Raw genomic sequence first — 16,434 nt, forward strand, 5'->3', positions numbered from 1 at the left:
CTCTTAGCTGAAGGATTGCTCAGTTCTATTGATAATCTCATCCTGAAGCGGCTTATCGAGGTTACGGAAGAAGTCGCTGTATCCAGCTACTCTTACGATTAGATCCTTGTATTCCTCAGGATTCTTCTGCGCCTCGATTAAAGTTGCTCTATCTATAATATTGAACTGAATGTGGTGTCCATCCATAGCGAAGTATGAACGAACAAGGTCAGCCATGTGAGCTAGTCCCTCTTCACCAGCCACTACATCAGGTGTAAACTTCTGGTTTAGAAGAGTACCACTTGTTGCGAGGTGATCCATCTTAGCGCAGGACTTGATTACAGCTGTAGGACCGTTTACATCGGCAGCCTTCTCTGGTGAAATTCCCTCAGATACTGGTTTATGTGCCTTACGTCCATTTGGAGTTGCAAGGATAACATCACCGAAGTATACGTGGCAGGTCGTAGGCAGCATGTCGATTCCGTACTTTCCGCCCTTCATATTTGGTCTGCCAACGATTGTATCGTGATATAGGTCAAAGATCTGCTTCATAACATCATCAGCATAGTCATCATCATTTCCGTACTTAGGAGTCTTCTCAGTTACGAGGCTATAGATATAGTCGTATCCTTCAAAGTTGTGCTCCATAGCTTCGATGAGCTCGTCCATAGTGAAGTTCTTCTCATCAAATACATTATACTTAACAGATGTTAGGCAGTCTGTAACTGTTCCGATTCCCACACCCTGGATGTAGTTTGTGTTGTAGCGAGCACCACCAGCATTGTAGTCCTTAGCATTTGAGATACAATCGTTAGTTACTACAGAAAGTAGAGGTGCTGGCATGAACTCAGCATAGATTCTCTCAATGATGTTGTTACCGTATATCTTGATGTTTACGAAGTACTCTAGCTGCTTCTTAAATGCATCCCATAACTCCTCGTAGTTCTTAAAATCCTTAGCATAACCTAGCTTTAGACCTAGCTGCTTGCCAGACACCTGATCATATCCGTTGAACAGTGTCATCTGGAATATCTTAGGAATGTTCATATAACCTGTAAGGATATATGCTTCACTTCCCCATGCTCCAGTCTCAACACATCCAGAAGAACCGCCGCGACGAGCATCTTCGAGTGTCTTCCCTGCATTTATCAGCTCCATAATCTGAGCTTCTGTATTATAGAATGCTGGCTGTCCCCAACCCTTTCTTGAAATCTCACAAGCTCTCCTTAGGAATCTCTGAGGAGTCTTCTTACTGATTGTTACGTTTGAGTTAGGCTGTACAAGCTTCATATCATCCATGCAGTCAAGGATTAGATAGCTAACTGCGTTAACACCGTTCTCTCCAGTTGGCGTAACTCCACCAGTGTTGATGTTAGCGAAGTCTGTGTATGTTGCGCTCTCCTTGAGTGTAATTCCTACCTTTACTGGAGCTGGCTGATTATAGAACTTAACCCATAGGCACTCTAGAAGCTCAAGAGCTTTCTCATCATCGAGTATGCCCGCTTCAGTATCTGCTTCATAGTACTTGATGAGGTGCTGGTCCATTCTGCCAGGGCTGAATGCATCCCATGGATTGAGCTCAGTTGTAACTGCCAGGTGTGTAAACCAGTATAGCTGGATTGCCTGCCAGTAAGTCTGTGGTGCGTGTGCAGGAACGACTTCGAGGTTCTTAGCAATCTGCAAAATCTCAGCCTTTCTAACTTGATTTGTCTCTGCTTCAGCCTTCTCGAGCGCTAGCTTGTGGTATCTCTCACCGAGGATGATTACTGCGTCGCAGCAGATATCCATAGCCTTTAGTTCTTCGTTCTTATCATAAGCTTCAGGATCGTTCATCCAATCTAGCTTATCCATCGTTTCCTTAATTTTAGCCTTATAATCCATGTATCCAGTAGTGAATACCTGCTCTCCACCGCAAGTGTGTCCAGGACCTCTCTGCTCCATAAACTCTGTGAATACACCTGCTTCGTAGCACTCATGCCACTCTGGCGTCATCGATGCTAGGATTTTCTCTCGGATAGTTCTGCCTTCCCAGAATGGGATGATTTCCTTCTTCTGAAGCTCTCTATCTTCTACTGTAGTGTGGAATGAAACGAGCTTTCTGTCGCTCATTACAATCATATCTTCTTCACTGTGGCAGCATAGTTCAGGAAATGTAGGTGACGCCTGAGGGTCCTTACCTTTCTCACCAACGATAAGCTCTCCATCTCCAAAGTAAAGCGTCTTCTTGGAGAAATACTCTTTGAGAACCATAGCTCTCATTACAGGGATTGAATACTTTCCATCGTTCTCTCTGTAGAAGTCTGTCTCAATCTTAGCTCTTTCGAGATCGATGTGTACCGGTGTATTTACACTTATATCTCTTAACTTCTGAATCCTCTCATTCATACCATGTGTTGCCATTGCTATCCTCCTATCTTGGTGTTAATAAAACCAGCTTTTATAAATAGTTCAGCGAACTTTTCCATCTCTTCCTTGAAAGGTGCATGCAGTTCACGACCCTCATACACCATTCCAATCTTCGAATACTTCGGAACACCTGCGTCGTGATAAGGTAAAAGGTTGATTTTAGCAGGATGTATTCCGTTATCTTGCAGGAATTTTATAGTATCCTGCATGTTTTTCTCATTACCATTAACTTCTTTGATAACCGGGATTCTTACGTAGATCCTTGCTCCGTCCTTAGAAAGTCTTGCGAGATTGCCTAGTATCTTCTCGTTGCTAACTCCAGTGTATTTCTTATGGAGTTCATCATCCATGCACTTGAGATCGTATAAGAACGTATCTGTGTATGGAAGGATTTTGCTTAGTCTCTCATATGGAACATATCCGCATGTATCGATAAAAAGCGAAATCCCATTGCGTTTTAGTTCCTTAGCTATAGCGAGCAGATATTCTATATCCATCATCATCACTTCGCCGCCTGAGAGTGTTACGCCACCTCCCGACTCTTCGTAGAACATGAGATCTTTCATCAGCTCTTTTACAAGTGCCTTTGGTTCGTAATCTTTGCCCATTACCCTTCTAGCAGAGCTTGGACACATCTTGCCGCACTTGTCGCAGCGATTGCATTTGTTAGAATCCGTAAATGCCTTTCCGTTTACGATACTGATTGCTTCAGCGTGACAAGCTCCTATGCAGGAACCGCACCCTACGCACTTCTCGCTGTCGAACTCAACCTCTGGATTGTAGCACTGTGTCTCCGGATTATGACACCAAGTGCAGTGAAGCGGACAGCCTTTAAAGAATACGGTAGTTCTGATGCCGTCTCCGTCATGTATTGAAAACTTCTGGATGTTAGTAATTGCTTTCATGTCTCAATCACCCTTTAATATTTTTTAGACTGCGTTCTAAATTTAATATAACCATATCATTGTGATAAAACCTTGTCAATCTGTTTTGTTAATTATTTTTCGGAATTTTGCAAAAAAAGATGGATACATTCCACTTGATAAAATCATGTTTGAATATATCCCTTGTTTATTTATACCACCTTTATAAAAATAAGTGGCATACTATCCTTATTAATCTATAATTCTAGTTGATTTCTATACTGTCCAGTGCTTCATGTAGGCTCTTCAACTCTAGATAGTTTCGCACTACAAATACTAGACATACTATATTAACAAGTAAAAGTACACATAAAACAATTTTTCGCTTGGTGCTCATTTTCTTAAACCTCCCTTTTATCAAAATTCAATCTGCACACAATATTAGTTAGTACTCCCACTGATATCCTGCCTCTGTCATATCCTTACAAATTTTATCTCTAATATCCGAGGGGCTATGTTGCTCTTTAATTTTGTTTTTAGCACGATAATCCTTTTGAAATTCAATCAGATCCTTCGCTTTATTACCTGTCTCCTTAATTGATATATCATACCCTTCACTATTAAGGTATTCTACAATTGCATTTGTGTTATGACCCTTTTTGATACTATAAGTGGCGTCGTCATCGATTATATCAAAATCTACTAGTTTACAATCAACAACTCTCAAGTTCATACTTATTTTCATTTGAATTAACCACTTTAAATTAGCTATCCCAATGTTTATTTTATACGTAGAATAACATGAAAAGAGAGATACCAATATAGAAACTAATACAATTATATTGAACCTATTTTTTTTATCCATTTATATCCCCCATTATTAATTGATTCTTAATTTCATCTCTAACTTCCACAGTTGAATATAGTCCTACATGCTCACCACATTCTCTTAAAGTTTCAATATTATCTTTCATTGAGCCTTTTAATGGATAGTCTTTATTATCCACATATATCATAATCGCTTCTGTATTTGGTTCAAGTCTTATGACGCACTTATCATTAACCTGAGTGACGTATGAATCTGTTGTTGCTAATTCAACTTTAATCATAAAGTTATACATAGAGAGCTGAAGTGATGACATATTTTTCTTCTCGGTATCTGCAAACAGCCCAATCGCTTCCACAGAGATTACTTTTTTAGTATCCGTAGTCCCAACCATACCCTTTCTTTTTCATATCATCTATTATTGTCAGGTGACACTCATAAGCATTATGAACTTTTAAATTCATTTTGTCGCAATAATCGTCAATCATCTTTATAATTTTCTTTCTGTTCCTTTGAGCTTCTGTATTATCTACACAATCTTCAAATTTAACTTTTGTTTTCTCAATTTCCTCATATGTGACCAAATACCCTTCATCATTAAGATATCTTATGATTACATCTGTATTTCTTCCTTTTTGCCAAGTAAGTATATTATTTTTTTTAGTAGTATCTAAATCAAAAACACGGCTAATTTTAAAATTTTCATTTTTCCATTCTTCCTTTAATTTTTCGCTTTGTTTTTTGTGTGCCCCATACTCTTTTACAATTATTACTGAAGAAGCACATACACTTATCAAAATTAGTATTATAAAAATAATCTTAGTTTTTCATCAGAATCCACACTTTCCTCAACAAGTATTAATTTATTATTTTGATTACCCATATTTTCACCTATATTTTCGTATAGGTTTATAAATAATAAATTAACCTTGTATAAAATTTATTTTGTCTGCCAATCTAACTGAGAAACCAGATAGTCTTGTAAAGCACCATTCCCAATATCTCCTAAACTCTCGACTTCTTTATACTTTTTTATAGCTTCAAAAATCTTTTTTCTACTTTCTAACGCCTTATTGTTTCCTTTTATATCGCTATAGAAAACTTTTGCACTTTGTATTTCTTGAAATGTTATTATGCAACCTTTTTTGTTAAATTCCTCTATAACAGTATCTGTGTTTCTACCTTTGCTCCAATTGTCATTCTCATCAACTTCCAGATCAAAAACGAGTTTCATCTCGGCATTTTTTCTTATTACGTTTAGCTCTTCCTTTTTATATTGGTCATGATAGTGTTTTGCTGCAAATGTAAAAAAAATTGAACTTACTACTACTAAAACTATAATATTATTTTTCTTTTTCTTTAATGCATCCATGGCTTAGCATCCCTTCATGCAATTTTTTCTTTAATATAATATTGTAGTGCACCCATACCGATATCTCCCGTCTTTTATATTTTTTTATACTTATCTATTACTTCACTGACTTTATCCTGGGAATAAACTATATCATTCACTGTTATATTGCTGCCTGTAGAATTATTAATATGTTCTATTATCATTTGTGTATTCTTACATTTTACAAATTTTGTATTGAATTCAGCAACATTAGAGGATTCAATCATATGCAAATCAAAAATAACACTATTTTCAATTTCCCTGCATCTATCATAGGCGCGTTCTGTTGTAATGTTATCATTACATTTATCAATCAATGTTTCATCATACTTGGAAATATTAGTACCTTTGAAGCCCCACCTTCTGCGTGCTAAAGGCTTTTCTCTAAAATTTTCATATATATACTATATTTGGCTTCTCCTACAAGCTTCTTTTTATTATATTTGAGATATCATATATTTCTTTTATAGTATCATTATCGACTTTTATTTTATCCTCTACTTGAATTAATGCAGTACTAAAAAACGACGGATATATCCTCATTCATAAATAATGTTTGAATATATCCCTTACTAATTTTTTGCCATCATTCTAAAAAGGAATATTGTACTATCCTTATTAAGCTTAGATCCTATTTGATTTTTAAACTGTCTAATACTCTCTCAGCAGTCTGCAATTCTAGATACTGATGCACCATAACTGTTATACATATTACATTTACTAGCAAAAACAGACATAACAATATCTTTTGTTTCCTATCCATTCTTCTAATGCTCCCATCCAGAAATAACAAGTGACTATCCATATTGCCACTCAATAAATCCACTGATATCCTGCTTCTGTCATATCCTCACGTATCTTATCTCTAATATATAACCATTTATCCATTCCCTTTATATTTTTTTTAGAACGATAATATTTTTGAAAGTCAATCAGCTGTTTTGCTTTATTATTTTTTTCTTTAATTGATATGTGATAACCTTCACTGTTTAGATATTTTATAATCTCATTAGTGTTACGTCCCGTTTTTACACTGTAGATGATCTCTCCATTGATTATTTCAAACTCTGAAACTTGACAGTCAAGGCTCAATAAATACATATTCATGTCTAATTTGATTAAGAGTTTTATATTAAATATAGCATTACTCATTCTAAGTATGGAGTAGCACGAATAAATGGATACAAATATCGAAACTAATACAATTAAAGTAAATCTTTTATTTAATCTATCCACTTGTAGCCTCCTTCGCTAAGCTCTTTTATAATACATTCGTCATTAACCTGCGTAATATATGAATCAGTTGTTTTTGTCACTTCAATTCTTGTTAAATTTGTTGCAAGAGTTCTATTTTTATAACTATTATTCATATCCTCAGCAAAATCCATAACGACAGATAGACCTGGTATAGGAATAAAATCTTGAGCAACATCAATTCCTATCCTTGCCATTGATCGTTTTAATATAAAGTTATTCTCATTTATATAATTTTTCGATGCCCTTGTATGATATTGTACTACCCCCATCAATACCTTTTCCGAAAGTATGCACTATAATGTCTTTTGTAAAGTTTACTGCTCTAGTCGAACTATGAGCAACACCATTTTCATATTCCCAAGCTCCATATTCATATCTATAGGTATGAATATGGATTGAATATCCATTATGGTATTTAGCTTGTCCGATTCAGATTTTTTTCATAACTATCGTCTATACTTATATTCTTACTCATACTCTCTCCTTTACGATACCACGTCTTATATCAAATAAATGCAAGTCTAGTAATTGTAATATAGTGTTTAAGTAACACCGTTCATTTAAACTCTTAATGCATAATTACAATTACTTTATCATAATATGCAATCTAATTGTATTAATTATATATTTTTAAATAACAGAGCATATAAAATCCTATATAAAATTTAACTATTCGATTTTTGATTCCATTACATCAAACCATATATTACATAAAAATGACGCCTAAAAAGGCGTCTTCAAAACATCTATTGTTTACTAACTTTAATAAGTTTACTATTTAAAAACTAGATATTATTTCACCCTAAACTCCCCAAAGAATAGTGGCATATACTTCTTGCTATATTCAGCTAGCGAAAATGCACCATTCTTCATGCACCAGTCAGAAACGAGTGCACGCTCAAGTATTACGTAATTATTAACAAGTTCAGGAACACTGAATTCTATAGTTATCTCCCCGTTTTCCTGTCCTCGCTTGAGCAATTCACCGAGGAGCTTAAAATAATATCTGTCCTTGTCGAGCAGCTTACTAGCAGCAGTATTGGTTAGCTGACTTGCATACATATTGCCTAGAAGCTCATGATCGATATGCTTCTCAATAAACGTATGAGTTTCAAAATTGAGGATCATCAGCGTATCAAACACACTAGTGTCCGCTGGGATTCCCTTCATAATTTCTCTATACTTGTTATCGAAAACAGTAGCGAGCGTATCAAGCAAACTCTCTTTCCCTTTAAAGTAATAGTAAAAAGAGCCTCTCGCCACCTGCGCTTTCTCGATGATGTCGTTCATCGTTGTTGCTTCGTAGCCCTTTTCTTCGAATAGTTCCCACGACACTTCTATAATTCGTTCTTTGAGACTTTGTTTCTTTCCCATATTCCTTCCTTTCATTTTAACCCGCGTATATTCTACTCGATTTTACACAATCGGTAAAGGGGATTTGCCACGAATTTCATATAATACAAAAGGTATTTCTTATATGAAAAGGCTCGGATACATCCGAGCCTTTGTAGTTTCTAGTATTAATTTGTATAGTTATCAAAATAGCCCTGAATGTGTACTACAGGAGTTCCCTTATCACCAGAACCACTTGTTAGGTCGCAAAGAGAACCGATGAGGTCAGTCAGTCTACGAGGTGTAGTTCCCTCTGTCTCCATCTTGCCAACAAGGTTGTCATCCTTCTCCTTGATTCTAGCAGAAATAGCCTCCCTTAGTGCCTCTCCGCTTAAGTCTTTAAAATCATTATCCGCTAAGTACTTGAGCTTAAGTTCATTAGGTGTACCCTCGAGTCCAGGTGTGTATGCTGGTGATACTACAGGGTCTGCGAGCTCCCAAATCTTACCAACCGGATCCTTAAATGCTCCGTCACCATATACTAGGACCTCTACACACTTACCTGTTTTATCGAGTATTGACCTCTGGATACCTAGTACAACATCTTCGCAGCTCTCAGGGAAAAGTTTCACGCTGTCTTCTGTACTCTTGTTGGAGCCAAGAAGTCCGTACTTGCTGTTGAAGCCACTGCCATCAACTGGAGCATTTAGAATCTCATCCATACCAAGCACTGTTGCACCAGCGTCCTTTAGTATGCGGCGAGTTCTCTTCCTAGTGTGAATGTCACAGTTAATAACTTTGTCGGTGTAGTTCAAAATCTCTGTCGCATGATTAGCAAGAACAATCTCCACTTCAGCGCCAGCTGCTTCTATAACCTCTCCGTAGTACGCGAGGTAATCTACTCCTGTAAATGGATGCTTATTTTCTCCGAAAAGTTCACGGTACTCCTCAAGAGACATAACCTTTGAATAAGGATCAATTCCTGCCTCATCAAGCTGATCCTCTGTTAAAAGCTGATTACCCACTTCATCTCTTGGGAATGAAAGCATCAAAACTATTTTCTTAGCAGCCATCGATATACCGCGTAGACAAATCGCAAATCTATTTCTCGATAGAATTGGGAAAATTACTCCAATCGTATCACTTCCAAGCTTAGCCTTAACGTCCTTTGCAATTGCCCCAACGCTAGCGTAGTTGCCTTGACTTCTAGCAACTACCGATTCTGTTACAGCAACAATGTCTCTGTCCCTGATTTCATACCCTTCAGCCTCTGCAGCTTCAAGTACAGAGTTAACCACAACACTTGAGATATCATCGCCTTCACGAATAATAGGACATCTAATTCCTCTTGATATCGTGCCTACTTTTCTTTCCATTGTCATCTCCATCTATCTAGGTATTCTAGATTTCATTATTTCTCATATATAGCTTATCTGTTAAACACTTAAATTTCAATAATTAATAAAAGATTTGGAAAAATTATCATTAATGTTGGCTTTCTTAATCATTTATAAGCCAAATTTACGAACTTTTTTACCAAATAAGCGTGATAAAATACGGGAACTGTAATGAATTCTAATATAATTTATACACACTCATCGCTAGATATTTTCATAAAAATACCCGCCAACAGGTAAGGTCGTTAGCGGGTTTTCTGAACAATCTTATACATCAGCATGTACTCAATTATCCATAAGTATGAGGTAATGTATCTATATGTAGGTTCTTTCGAACCTGGACATAGCTTATTTATTAGCCTTAAGCTTCTCATCTATCGCTGCTGCTGCAGTCTTTCCAGCACCCATAGCTAGGATTACAGTAGCCGCACCAGTTACAGCGTCTCCTCCTGCATATACGTATTCTTTGCTCGACTCCATAGTAGCCTCATCAACTATGATTCCGCCCCAGCTCTGTGTATCAAGCCCTGGAGTCGTCGCTCTAAGCAGAGGATTTGGACTTGTTCCTACAGAGATAATAACCGAATCAACATCGATGACATAGTTTGAACCCTCGATAGGAACTGGCCTACGTCTTCCAGATGCATCTGGCTCTCCTAGCTCCTGCTCAACAACTTCAATACCTGTTACATGTCCATTCTCATCTCCGAGTATCTTAGACGGATTATTGAGGAACTTGAAGATAATTCCTTCTTCCTTAGCGTGATGAACCTCCTCAAGTCTAGCTGGGCACTCTGCTTCGCTTCTTCTGTATACGATATACACCTCGTCAGCGCCTAGTCTCTTCGCAGTCCTTGCAGCATCCATAGCTACATTTCCTGCTCCTACTACAGCTACCTTCTTACCAACCTTAACAGGTGTAGGAACCTCTGGGAACTTAAAGGACTTCATAAGATTAACTCTTGTGAGGAACTCATTAGCCGAATAAACACCGAGAAGATTCTCTCCAGGGATGTTAAGGAACTTAGGTAATCCTGCTCCACTTCCAATAAATACAGCCTTATATCCATCAGCCATTAGTTCATCAACGGTAATCGACTTACCTACAATGACATTTGTATCAATTTTTACACCGAGTTTCTCAACATTTTCAATTTCCTTTGCCACTAATGACTTAGGAAGTCTAAATTCAGGAATACCGTATACTAGCACCCCGCCTGGCTTATGAAGCGCTTCGAATACAGTTACTTCATAACCTCTTCTAGCAAGCTCTCCTGCACAAGTTATTCCGGAAGGGCCACAGCCGATAACTGCAACCTTAATTCCATTCTTTTCACCAACTGGTTCAGATGCATCACCTTTAGCCATATGGTAGTCTGCAACGAATCTTTCCATACGGCCGATTCCAACTGGTTCTCCCTTGATACCACGAACGCACCTACCCTCGCACTGATCCTCCTGTGGACATACTCGTCCGCAAATTGCTGGAAGTGCATTCTCTCTTGTGATAACTTCATATGCTGCATCGAAGTCACCTTCTGCAACCTTCTCTATAAACTCTGGAATTGGAACATTTACAGGACATCCACCTACACAAGGCTTGTGCTTGCAATGTAGACATCTCTGAGCTTCTTCTATAGCCATCTCTGGAGTATATCCAAGTGCAACTTCATCAAAGTTTCTATTTCTTACGTTAGGATCCTGTTCAGGCATCTTGACCTTCTCAAGACTCATATTTCTATTAATAGCCATCTTAACCCCTTCCTATCTTACATGCGTGGTCGTTCATCTCCTTCTCCTTATCCTTGAAGAAGTTCTGACGCTCCATGCATTCCTTGAAATCTACTTTAAATCCATCAAAGTCTGGTCCGTCAACACATGCGAACTTCATCTCACCGTCAACTGTTACACGACAGCATCCGCACATACCTGTACCATCAATCATAAGAGGGTTAAGCGAAACCATTGTATGAAGACCTGCTGGCTTGGTCACATTAACTACACCATTCATCATGCCTAGCGACCCTATAGCAATGCATTCTTCGTATTCTTCGCCTTTATCTAGAAGCTCCTGAAGCACAACTGTAACAAAGCCTTTTTCTCCGTATGAACCATCATCTGTACAGACATAAATGTTGTCACAGAATTCTCTAAACTGCTCCTCAAGAATTACAAATTCCTTAGATCTTCCGCCCAGAATAACATCCACCTTAACGCCCATCTCCGCTAATTTCTTAAGCTGAGGATAAATTGGTGCAGCACCGAGCCCTCCAGCAACGCCGATGATCTTTTTGTCGGTATATTTAAGAGGTGATGGGACACCTAGCGGTCCAACAAAGTCCTCAATATAATCCCCTTCTTCTTTGGTTGCTAACAGATTTGAGGAATATCCAACCTTCTGATATATGATTGTAACAGTTTCCTTATCTCTGTCGAAATCGGCAATCGTGAGAGGAATCCTCTCTCCATCCTCATCAACTCTGAGAATGATGAACTGACCTGCCTCACACTTTCTAGCGACAAATGGGGCATGAATCTCCATAAGTCCAAGTGCCGGGTTCAAGATTTTTTTACTAACTATCTTGTACATTTTTCCTCCATATTAAAAAAGTTAATACGACTATAGTTATATAAAATAGTTTATATGTGTCTTAAGTCATTCGCACGAAAAAAATAAATAATATTAAAAGCCCTACTAATAAAGCCTTACATATATTTATACTACTCACATCTAATAGTGTCAACATAAATAAAAATTGGTTGAATATATTTTATCATAGCTTCACGCTAGTTTTCAACCAATTTTCACTAATTTTAATTCAATTCTTTATACAAGTTAATTTATAGATTGTAACGCAGGATCGATTCGTTGAGGTGATTTTTCATCGCCTTCGCGGCTTCATCAGGGTCATGTGACATGATCGCCTCATAAAGGTTTTTATGCTCCACGAGAACTGCAGATATCTGCTTCGGCTCAACCATACCTGTACCACTTACTCTCTGCAAGAAGTTTCTGATTGTTCTGAGCATAGATATAATTATTGGATTGTCCGAACATTCTGCAATGCAAGTATGGAAATCGATGTCTTCATCCAGCGTTTCCTTGAGAGCAACTTGTACATTATCCGTGGTATCATAACTAGCAAATGTATGCTCCATCTTATTATAGATATCGGTTAATCTGTTTAGCTTGACCTGATTTTCGCATTGTGCGGCAAGTTCAGCTGATTTAATTTCAAGAATAGTTCTTACCGTTAAGATACTATCAACTTGATCCCCATCAAGAAATAGGGACCAAGATAATGGGATAGAGAAGAAGTTAGTTTCACGACTAGAAATATAAGTTCCTTGCCCTAGTCTGATATCAATCATTCCAAGCACGTCAAGCACCTTTAGGGATTCTCTAACTGCTGATCTCCCTACACCTAACTTCCTAGCTAGCTCTCTATCAGATTCAATCTGATCTCCACGCTTAAGCCTACCTTCGAGCATTTCATCAGCAAAATACATAGTAAGCCTATTCACTAGCTTGCTAATACTGCCCTTCTTTTCTATACCTCGCACCAATTCTTCGTTATCCTTATGCTCAGCAAGATATTTTTCTATCTCCTTGATAAATTCATCCGTGCTCAGCGAGAATAACATCGTATCGATTTGGAGCTTTGTACATACTGAGCTAACAACCTCATTGACACGCTCTCCTCCCCTTGATTCTAGGTTGGAGAGTGTGGCAATGCTCATCGATGGTTTATTGTCGCTATTTGATAAAAAGTAATCTATAAATTCCTTTTGTGTCATCTTTAGCGCACGTCTCAGTTGTCTAATGTTTTTCCTTTTGAAGGCAGAATTATATCTACCATCCACCATAGCTTTCACCATCCATTATTAATATTACTTGTTCAATAAATCTGCAATTAGGTCCGTCATCAGTACCGAAGCTTTAGCAAGGTCGCTATATCTGCTGAATTCAACTGGTGTGTGACTTCTTCCATCCCTACTAGGCACAAACACCATTACAGTAGGTAGCTGCTGACCAATTTCAAGGGAATCATGACCTGCTCCACTTGGCATTCTCATATACGAGAAACCATGTGTTTTACACGAGGTCTCAAGCTTATCAAGCATGCTCTTGCTCAATTCAACTGGTGTGATAACAAGCTTTGTATCAATCTTAAATGATCCGCCCATTATCTTGCACTCACGTGTTAATGCTGCTTTAATCCTATTTGCAATATCATTTATATTGTCATTGTTCATCGAACGAATGTCAACAGTAAATTCAACCTCTTCAGCTACGATATTCATTCCACCATTGGGAACCTTAATCAGTCCAACAGTTGCAACAGTTCCGTCCGCTTTTTCTCTAGCCCAATCAGCAATCTTGGATATTACCTTTGCTGCTGCATCTGCTGCATCAAGCCTCATATCCATCGGTGTTGTGCCAGCATGGTCAGCTCTTCCATACACTTTAACCATGTATCTCTGAATACCAACAATTCCAGTAACTAATCCGATTTCAATATTTTTTTGATCCAGTACTGGTCCCTGCTCAATATGTGCCTCTACGAAGTTTCCAATTGATCCTTCTGGCCATGCAGCATCCTCAACCTTATCAGGATCAAGTCCATATTCTCTCATTGCCTCAGCTATAGTGACACCGTTTATATCGGAGAACTGTCTAGTGTATTCTGCATTTCTATGTCCTAGAATAGCTCCTGAACCAAAGTAGCCGGTACCAAACCTCATTCCTTCTTCATCCATGAAACCGATTACAACAAGATCTCTCTTGTGTTCAAGTCCCATCTCAACAATCTGTCTTGCAACCTCCAAAGAGCACACAACTCCACCGATACCATCATAGTTTCCACCATGAAGCACTGAATCAATATGTGATCCTGTCATTACACAAGGAAGCGCTTGGTCTGTTCCTCTAAGAATTCCGTATATATTACCAGCAGCATCTTCCTTTACCTCTAGACCTATTTCTTCCATTTCTTTTCTGAGATAATCAACTGCTTCTCGAGTCTCTTTTGTAAACGGAAGTCTAGTGCATCCTGCGTCAGGTGTGGAAGTATATCTTTTTAGATGCTCTAGATTCTGAGCAATTCTTCCTGTGACCATTTCAATTTCCATCTTTAATCCTCCTTTTTACTCCGCTTATCGAGTATAAAAACTTTTATAGGCGAGATTAAGACTGCAACGATTACTACAATCAGCCCGAAATTCTCGACCGTCTCAGAATTCATCTTAATTCCAAATAGTATTATTATAAAGCTTAACATTGCAAGTATAAAACCTATAGTCAATGCACCCGCCTTTGTCTTCCAGAAATTTGTTTTATCCATATCACACCTCCTATATTCCAAATACTGCGAACAAGAAAGCGCCGATTAATATCGTTGCTGGAATTGTTATAGCGAGTAGAATCTTTAGCACTTCACCCTCTTTGCCGAGAATGTTAGCTGTAGTCGTGCCTAAAATAATTTTACTTGGACTAACTGCAGCACCAATAGCACCACCCGCAGTCTGAGCACCGAGTACGCCGGAAGTAGAAACATGCAGTAGATTAGCAGTAGTAACTTGGAATCCGCCAAATAATATATTTGAGCTCATGTTGCTAGCCGTCATAAATGTTCCGAGAAGACCAACAAACGGAGCAAGTAGTAGGTACTTGCTTCCGAGTACATTTGCAATTCCCTGCGATAGAACTATTGTCTGACCAGTGCCACCCATAATCTTCGACATTATTACAAGTCCGATTACAGCCATACCTGAAGGCATTGTCATTGAGATAGAGTTTGCAAAGGCAGTCTTTATGCCCCCCTCCTTTATCCAACCCTTCTTCTTATAGTAAATGAGCGCTATTATGGCTGCGAGGAAAAGAAACATGCTAGCCTGTGTAAATATCGCAATTGGCGAATAATTGTCACTGCTCATGTTTACAATTCCGTACCCCGTACGTGTTTCGGGAACTGTGATACCTATTTTAAAATGTCCAAGAGCTTCATTAACAGGCTTTATAGCTAGAACTGCAATCGTCATAGCTGATAAAAGCAAATATGGAAGAAATGCCTGAAATAGTGTCATGTCAGGAATTTCACCTTCAGCTTTGTCGCTTCTTTCTGTTCTGTCCATGATTGAAGACTCTTCGATTTTCCAATCAGTATTATAGAGCTTCATCCTACCGAGAAGCATAACTATAACAAGAGCTAAAACCGCAGGAATAAAGTTACTCAGCGTCGTATTAATCTGACTCAAAACTAGCTGTCCGCCTCCTCCAACAAGTGTCAGAATAAGAACAGCGGGAAATGCCTTGCGAACAGCTCTTCCTTTACCATAGAACCAGCAAATAATAACACCTGTAACAAGATTCCACGCTAATAGAAATACCGCTGCCCAAAAAGCTGCCTTAAAATACTCATCACTTCCAGCTTTAATTCCAGCAGAATCAGCAAGTGCATCCCACGCTGCTCCCAATGTACCAAAGGTATTTCCCCATGCTTGACCTAGAAGCGAGATTGCAACAGCATATATCGGTCTTACACCTATTCCTATTAATAGCGGTGCTCCAACTGCAACCGGAACCCCAAATCCAGTAATTCCTTGTAAGAAACTTACAAACACCCAACCGAGAGCTAATATCAGCAGTAGCTCATTTGGGATGAGTTTGCTAAGCTCATTTTTTATTACTAGAAAAGCGTTCGCTTCTTGACCTGCTTGATATAGTAATATCGCGGTCCAGATGATTAAGAGTATTACCAAAGAACTCCATACACCTTTTGCACTCTCAACGGCAATAAGATTGGCTGGCGCTTTGTAAAACGTCATTGCAGATACAATTGTTACAATCAATCCAACTGGAGCAGCTTCAGTAGCACCCCAGCGGAATTTGATCATTAATACGATTAATACGATGATTGGCAAGATAGCCATGCCCCACATCGCAAAATTAACAGGTATGTTCATTTTCTTAATAACTCC

The 16,434-nt window shown here is 38.3% G+C and carries 17 protein-coding genes; all 17 read right to left on the reverse strand.

The genetic code is table 11. The features are described from left to right. Window positions 1-3: 3 nt before the first annotated feature. Window positions 4-2,379 carry a trans-4-hydroxy-L-proline dehydratase gene (hypD, locus tag Q7O90_RS07635; RefSeq protein WP_304129102.1) on the reverse strand — a complete coding sequence of 792 codons (2,376 nt, stop codon included), beginning with the start codon at window positions 2,377-2,379 and terminating at the stop codon, window positions 4-6. Window positions 2,380-2,381: 2 nt separating this feature from the next. Further along, on the reverse strand, window positions 2,382-3,290 hold the full coding sequence (locus Q7O90_RS07640) for a trans-4-hydroxy-L-proline dehydratase activase (RefSeq protein WP_304129104.1): 909 nt from the start codon (window positions 3,288-3,290) through the stop codon (window positions 2,382-2,384). A gap of 403 nt (window positions 3,291-3,693) precedes the next feature. Further along, window positions 3,694-4,113 carry a hypothetical protein gene (locus Q7O90_RS07645; protein WP_304129106.1) on the reverse strand — a complete coding sequence of 140 codons (420 nt, stop codon included), beginning with the start codon at window positions 4,111-4,113 and terminating at the stop codon, window positions 3,694-3,696. After that, on the reverse strand, window positions 4,106-4,468 hold the full coding sequence (locus Q7O90_RS07650) for a hypothetical protein (RefSeq protein ID WP_304129108.1): 363 nt from the start codon (window positions 4,466-4,468) through the stop codon (window positions 4,106-4,108). The genes Q7O90_RS07645 and Q7O90_RS07650 overlap by 8 nt, the downstream gene beginning before the upstream one ends. After that, a complete protein-coding gene (locus Q7O90_RS07655; RefSeq protein ID WP_304129110.1) occupies window positions 4,446-4,871 on the reverse strand; it encodes a hypothetical protein in 426 nt (141 codons plus the stop codon). Before Q7O90_RS07655 ends, Q7O90_RS07650 begins: the two co-directional genes overlap by 23 nt. 143 nt (window positions 4,872-5,014) lie before the next feature. Then, window positions 5,015-5,446, reverse strand: coding sequence for a hypothetical protein (locus tag Q7O90_RS07660; RefSeq protein WP_304129112.1), 432 nt, complete (start codon window positions 5,444-5,446; stop codon window positions 5,015-5,017). Between the two features lie 74 nt (window positions 5,447-5,520). Next, window positions 5,521-5,784, reverse strand: coding sequence for a hypothetical protein (locus Q7O90_RS07665; protein WP_304129114.1), 264 nt, complete (start codon window positions 5,782-5,784; stop codon window positions 5,521-5,523). A 496-nt stretch (window positions 5,785-6,280) separates the two neighbouring features. Then, window positions 6,281-6,703, reverse strand: coding sequence for a hypothetical protein (locus tag Q7O90_RS07670; RefSeq protein WP_304129116.1), 423 nt, complete (start codon window positions 6,701-6,703; stop codon window positions 6,281-6,283). Further along, window positions 6,691-6,993, reverse strand: a complete 303-nt coding sequence (locus tag Q7O90_RS07675) for a hypothetical protein (protein WP_304129118.1) — start codon at window positions 6,991-6,993, stop codon at window positions 6,691-6,693. Before Q7O90_RS07675 ends, Q7O90_RS07670 begins: the two co-directional genes overlap by 13 nt. Window positions 6,994-7,516: 523 nt before the next feature. Then, a complete protein-coding gene (locus tag Q7O90_RS07680; protein WP_298573295.1) occupies window positions 7,517-8,098 on the reverse strand; it encodes a TetR/AcrR family transcriptional regulator in 582 nt (193 codons plus the stop codon). 146 nt (window positions 8,099-8,244) lie between these two features. Then, window positions 8,245-9,432 (reverse strand): coenzyme F420-0:L-glutamate ligase, encoded by a 1,188-nt coding sequence (locus Q7O90_RS07685; RefSeq protein ID WP_304129120.1) that lies wholly within the window; start codon window positions 9,430-9,432, stop codon window positions 8,245-8,247. A 369-nt stretch (window positions 9,433-9,801) separates the two neighbouring features. Further along, entirely contained in the window at window positions 9,802-11,205 is a 1,404-nt protein-coding gene (gene gltA / locus Q7O90_RS07690) for an NADPH-dependent glutamate synthase (RefSeq protein WP_304129122.1), read from the reverse strand. A gap of 1 nt (window position 11,206) precedes the next feature. Then, on the reverse strand, window positions 11,207-12,043 hold the full coding sequence (locus Q7O90_RS07695; RefSeq protein ID WP_106057061.1) for a sulfide/dihydroorotate dehydrogenase-like FAD/NAD-binding protein: 837 nt from the start codon (window positions 12,041-12,043) through the stop codon (window positions 11,207-11,209). Between the two features lie 251 nt (window positions 12,044-12,294). Further along, on the reverse strand, window positions 12,295-13,320 hold the full coding sequence (locus Q7O90_RS07700) for a FadR/GntR family transcriptional regulator (protein ID WP_297969632.1): 1,026 nt from the start codon (window positions 13,318-13,320) through the stop codon (window positions 12,295-12,297). Window positions 13,321-13,344: 24 nt separating this feature from the next. Beyond that, window positions 13,345-14,586, reverse strand: coding sequence for a M20 family metallo-hydrolase (locus tag Q7O90_RS07705; RefSeq protein WP_304129124.1), 1,242 nt, complete (start codon window positions 14,584-14,586; stop codon window positions 13,345-13,347). 2 nt (window positions 14,587-14,588) lie between these two features. Further along, window positions 14,589-14,798 carry a hypothetical protein gene (locus Q7O90_RS07710; protein ID WP_304129126.1) on the reverse strand — a complete coding sequence of 70 codons (210 nt, stop codon included), beginning with the start codon at window positions 14,796-14,798 and terminating at the stop codon, window positions 14,589-14,591. A 10-nt stretch (window positions 14,799-14,808) separates the two neighbouring features. Then, the gene (locus Q7O90_RS07715; protein ID WP_304129128.1) at window positions 14,809-16,419 is read right to left on the reverse strand and encodes an L-lactate permease; all 1,611 of its coding nucleotides are present in this window, start codon (window positions 16,417-16,419) and stop codon (window positions 14,809-14,811) included. Window positions 16,420-16,434: the final 15 nt, after the last annotated feature.

The organism is Mogibacterium diversum (assembly GCF_938028775.1).
Lineage (GTDB): Bacteria > Bacillota > Clostridia > Peptostreptococcales > Anaerovoracaceae > Mogibacterium > Mogibacterium diversum_A.

Coding starts and splice junctions, on each gene's coding strand:
- hypD (WP_304129102.1), bottom strand. CDS start 2,379: ATGGCAACACATGGTATGAATGAGAGGATTCAGAAGTTAAGAGATATA.
- Q7O90_RS07640 (WP_304129104.1), bottom strand. CDS start 3,290: ATGAAAGCAATTACTAACATCCAGAAGTTTTCAATACATGACGGAGAC.
- Q7O90_RS07645 (WP_304129106.1), bottom strand. CDS start 4,113: ATGGATAAAAAAAATAGGTTCAATATAATTGTATTAGTTTCTATATTG.
- Q7O90_RS07650 (WP_304129108.1), bottom strand. CDS start 4,468: ATGGTTGGGACTACGGATACTAAAAAAGTAATCTCTGTGGAAGCGATT.
- Q7O90_RS07660 (WP_304129112.1), bottom strand. CDS start 5,446: ATGGATGCATTAAAGAAAAAGAAAAATAATATTATAGTTTTAGTAGTA.
- Q7O90_RS07675 (WP_304129118.1), bottom strand. CDS start 6,993: ATGGGGGTAGTACAATATCATACAAGGGCATCGAAAAATTATATAAAT.
- Q7O90_RS07680 (WP_298573295.1), bottom strand. CDS start 8,098: ATGGGAAAGAAACAAAGTCTCAAAGAACGAATTATAGAAGTGTCGTGG.
- Q7O90_RS07685 (WP_304129120.1), bottom strand. CDS start 9,432: ATGGAAAGAAAAGTAGGCACGATATCAAGAGGAATTAGATGTCCTATT.
- gltA (WP_304129122.1), bottom strand. CDS start 11,205: ATGGCTATTAATAGAAATATGAGTCTTGAGAAGGTCAAGATGCCTGAA.
- Q7O90_RS07695 (WP_106057061.1), bottom strand. CDS start 12,043: ATGTACAAGATAGTTAGTAAAAAAATCTTGAACCCGGCACTTGGACTT.
- Q7O90_RS07700 (WP_297969632.1), bottom strand. CDS start 13,320: ATGGTGGATGGTAGATATAATTCTGCCTTCAAAAGGAAAAACATTAGA.
- Q7O90_RS07705 (WP_304129124.1), bottom strand. CDS start 14,586: ATGGAAATTGAAATGGTCACAGGAAGAATTGCTCAGAATCTAGAGCAT.
- Q7O90_RS07710 (WP_304129126.1), bottom strand. CDS start 14,798: ATGGATAAAACAAATTTCTGGAAGACAAAGGCGGGTGCATTGACTATA.
- Q7O90_RS07715 (WP_304129128.1), bottom strand. CDS start 16,419: ATGAACATACCTGTTAATTTTGCGATGTGGGGCATGGCTATCTTGCCA.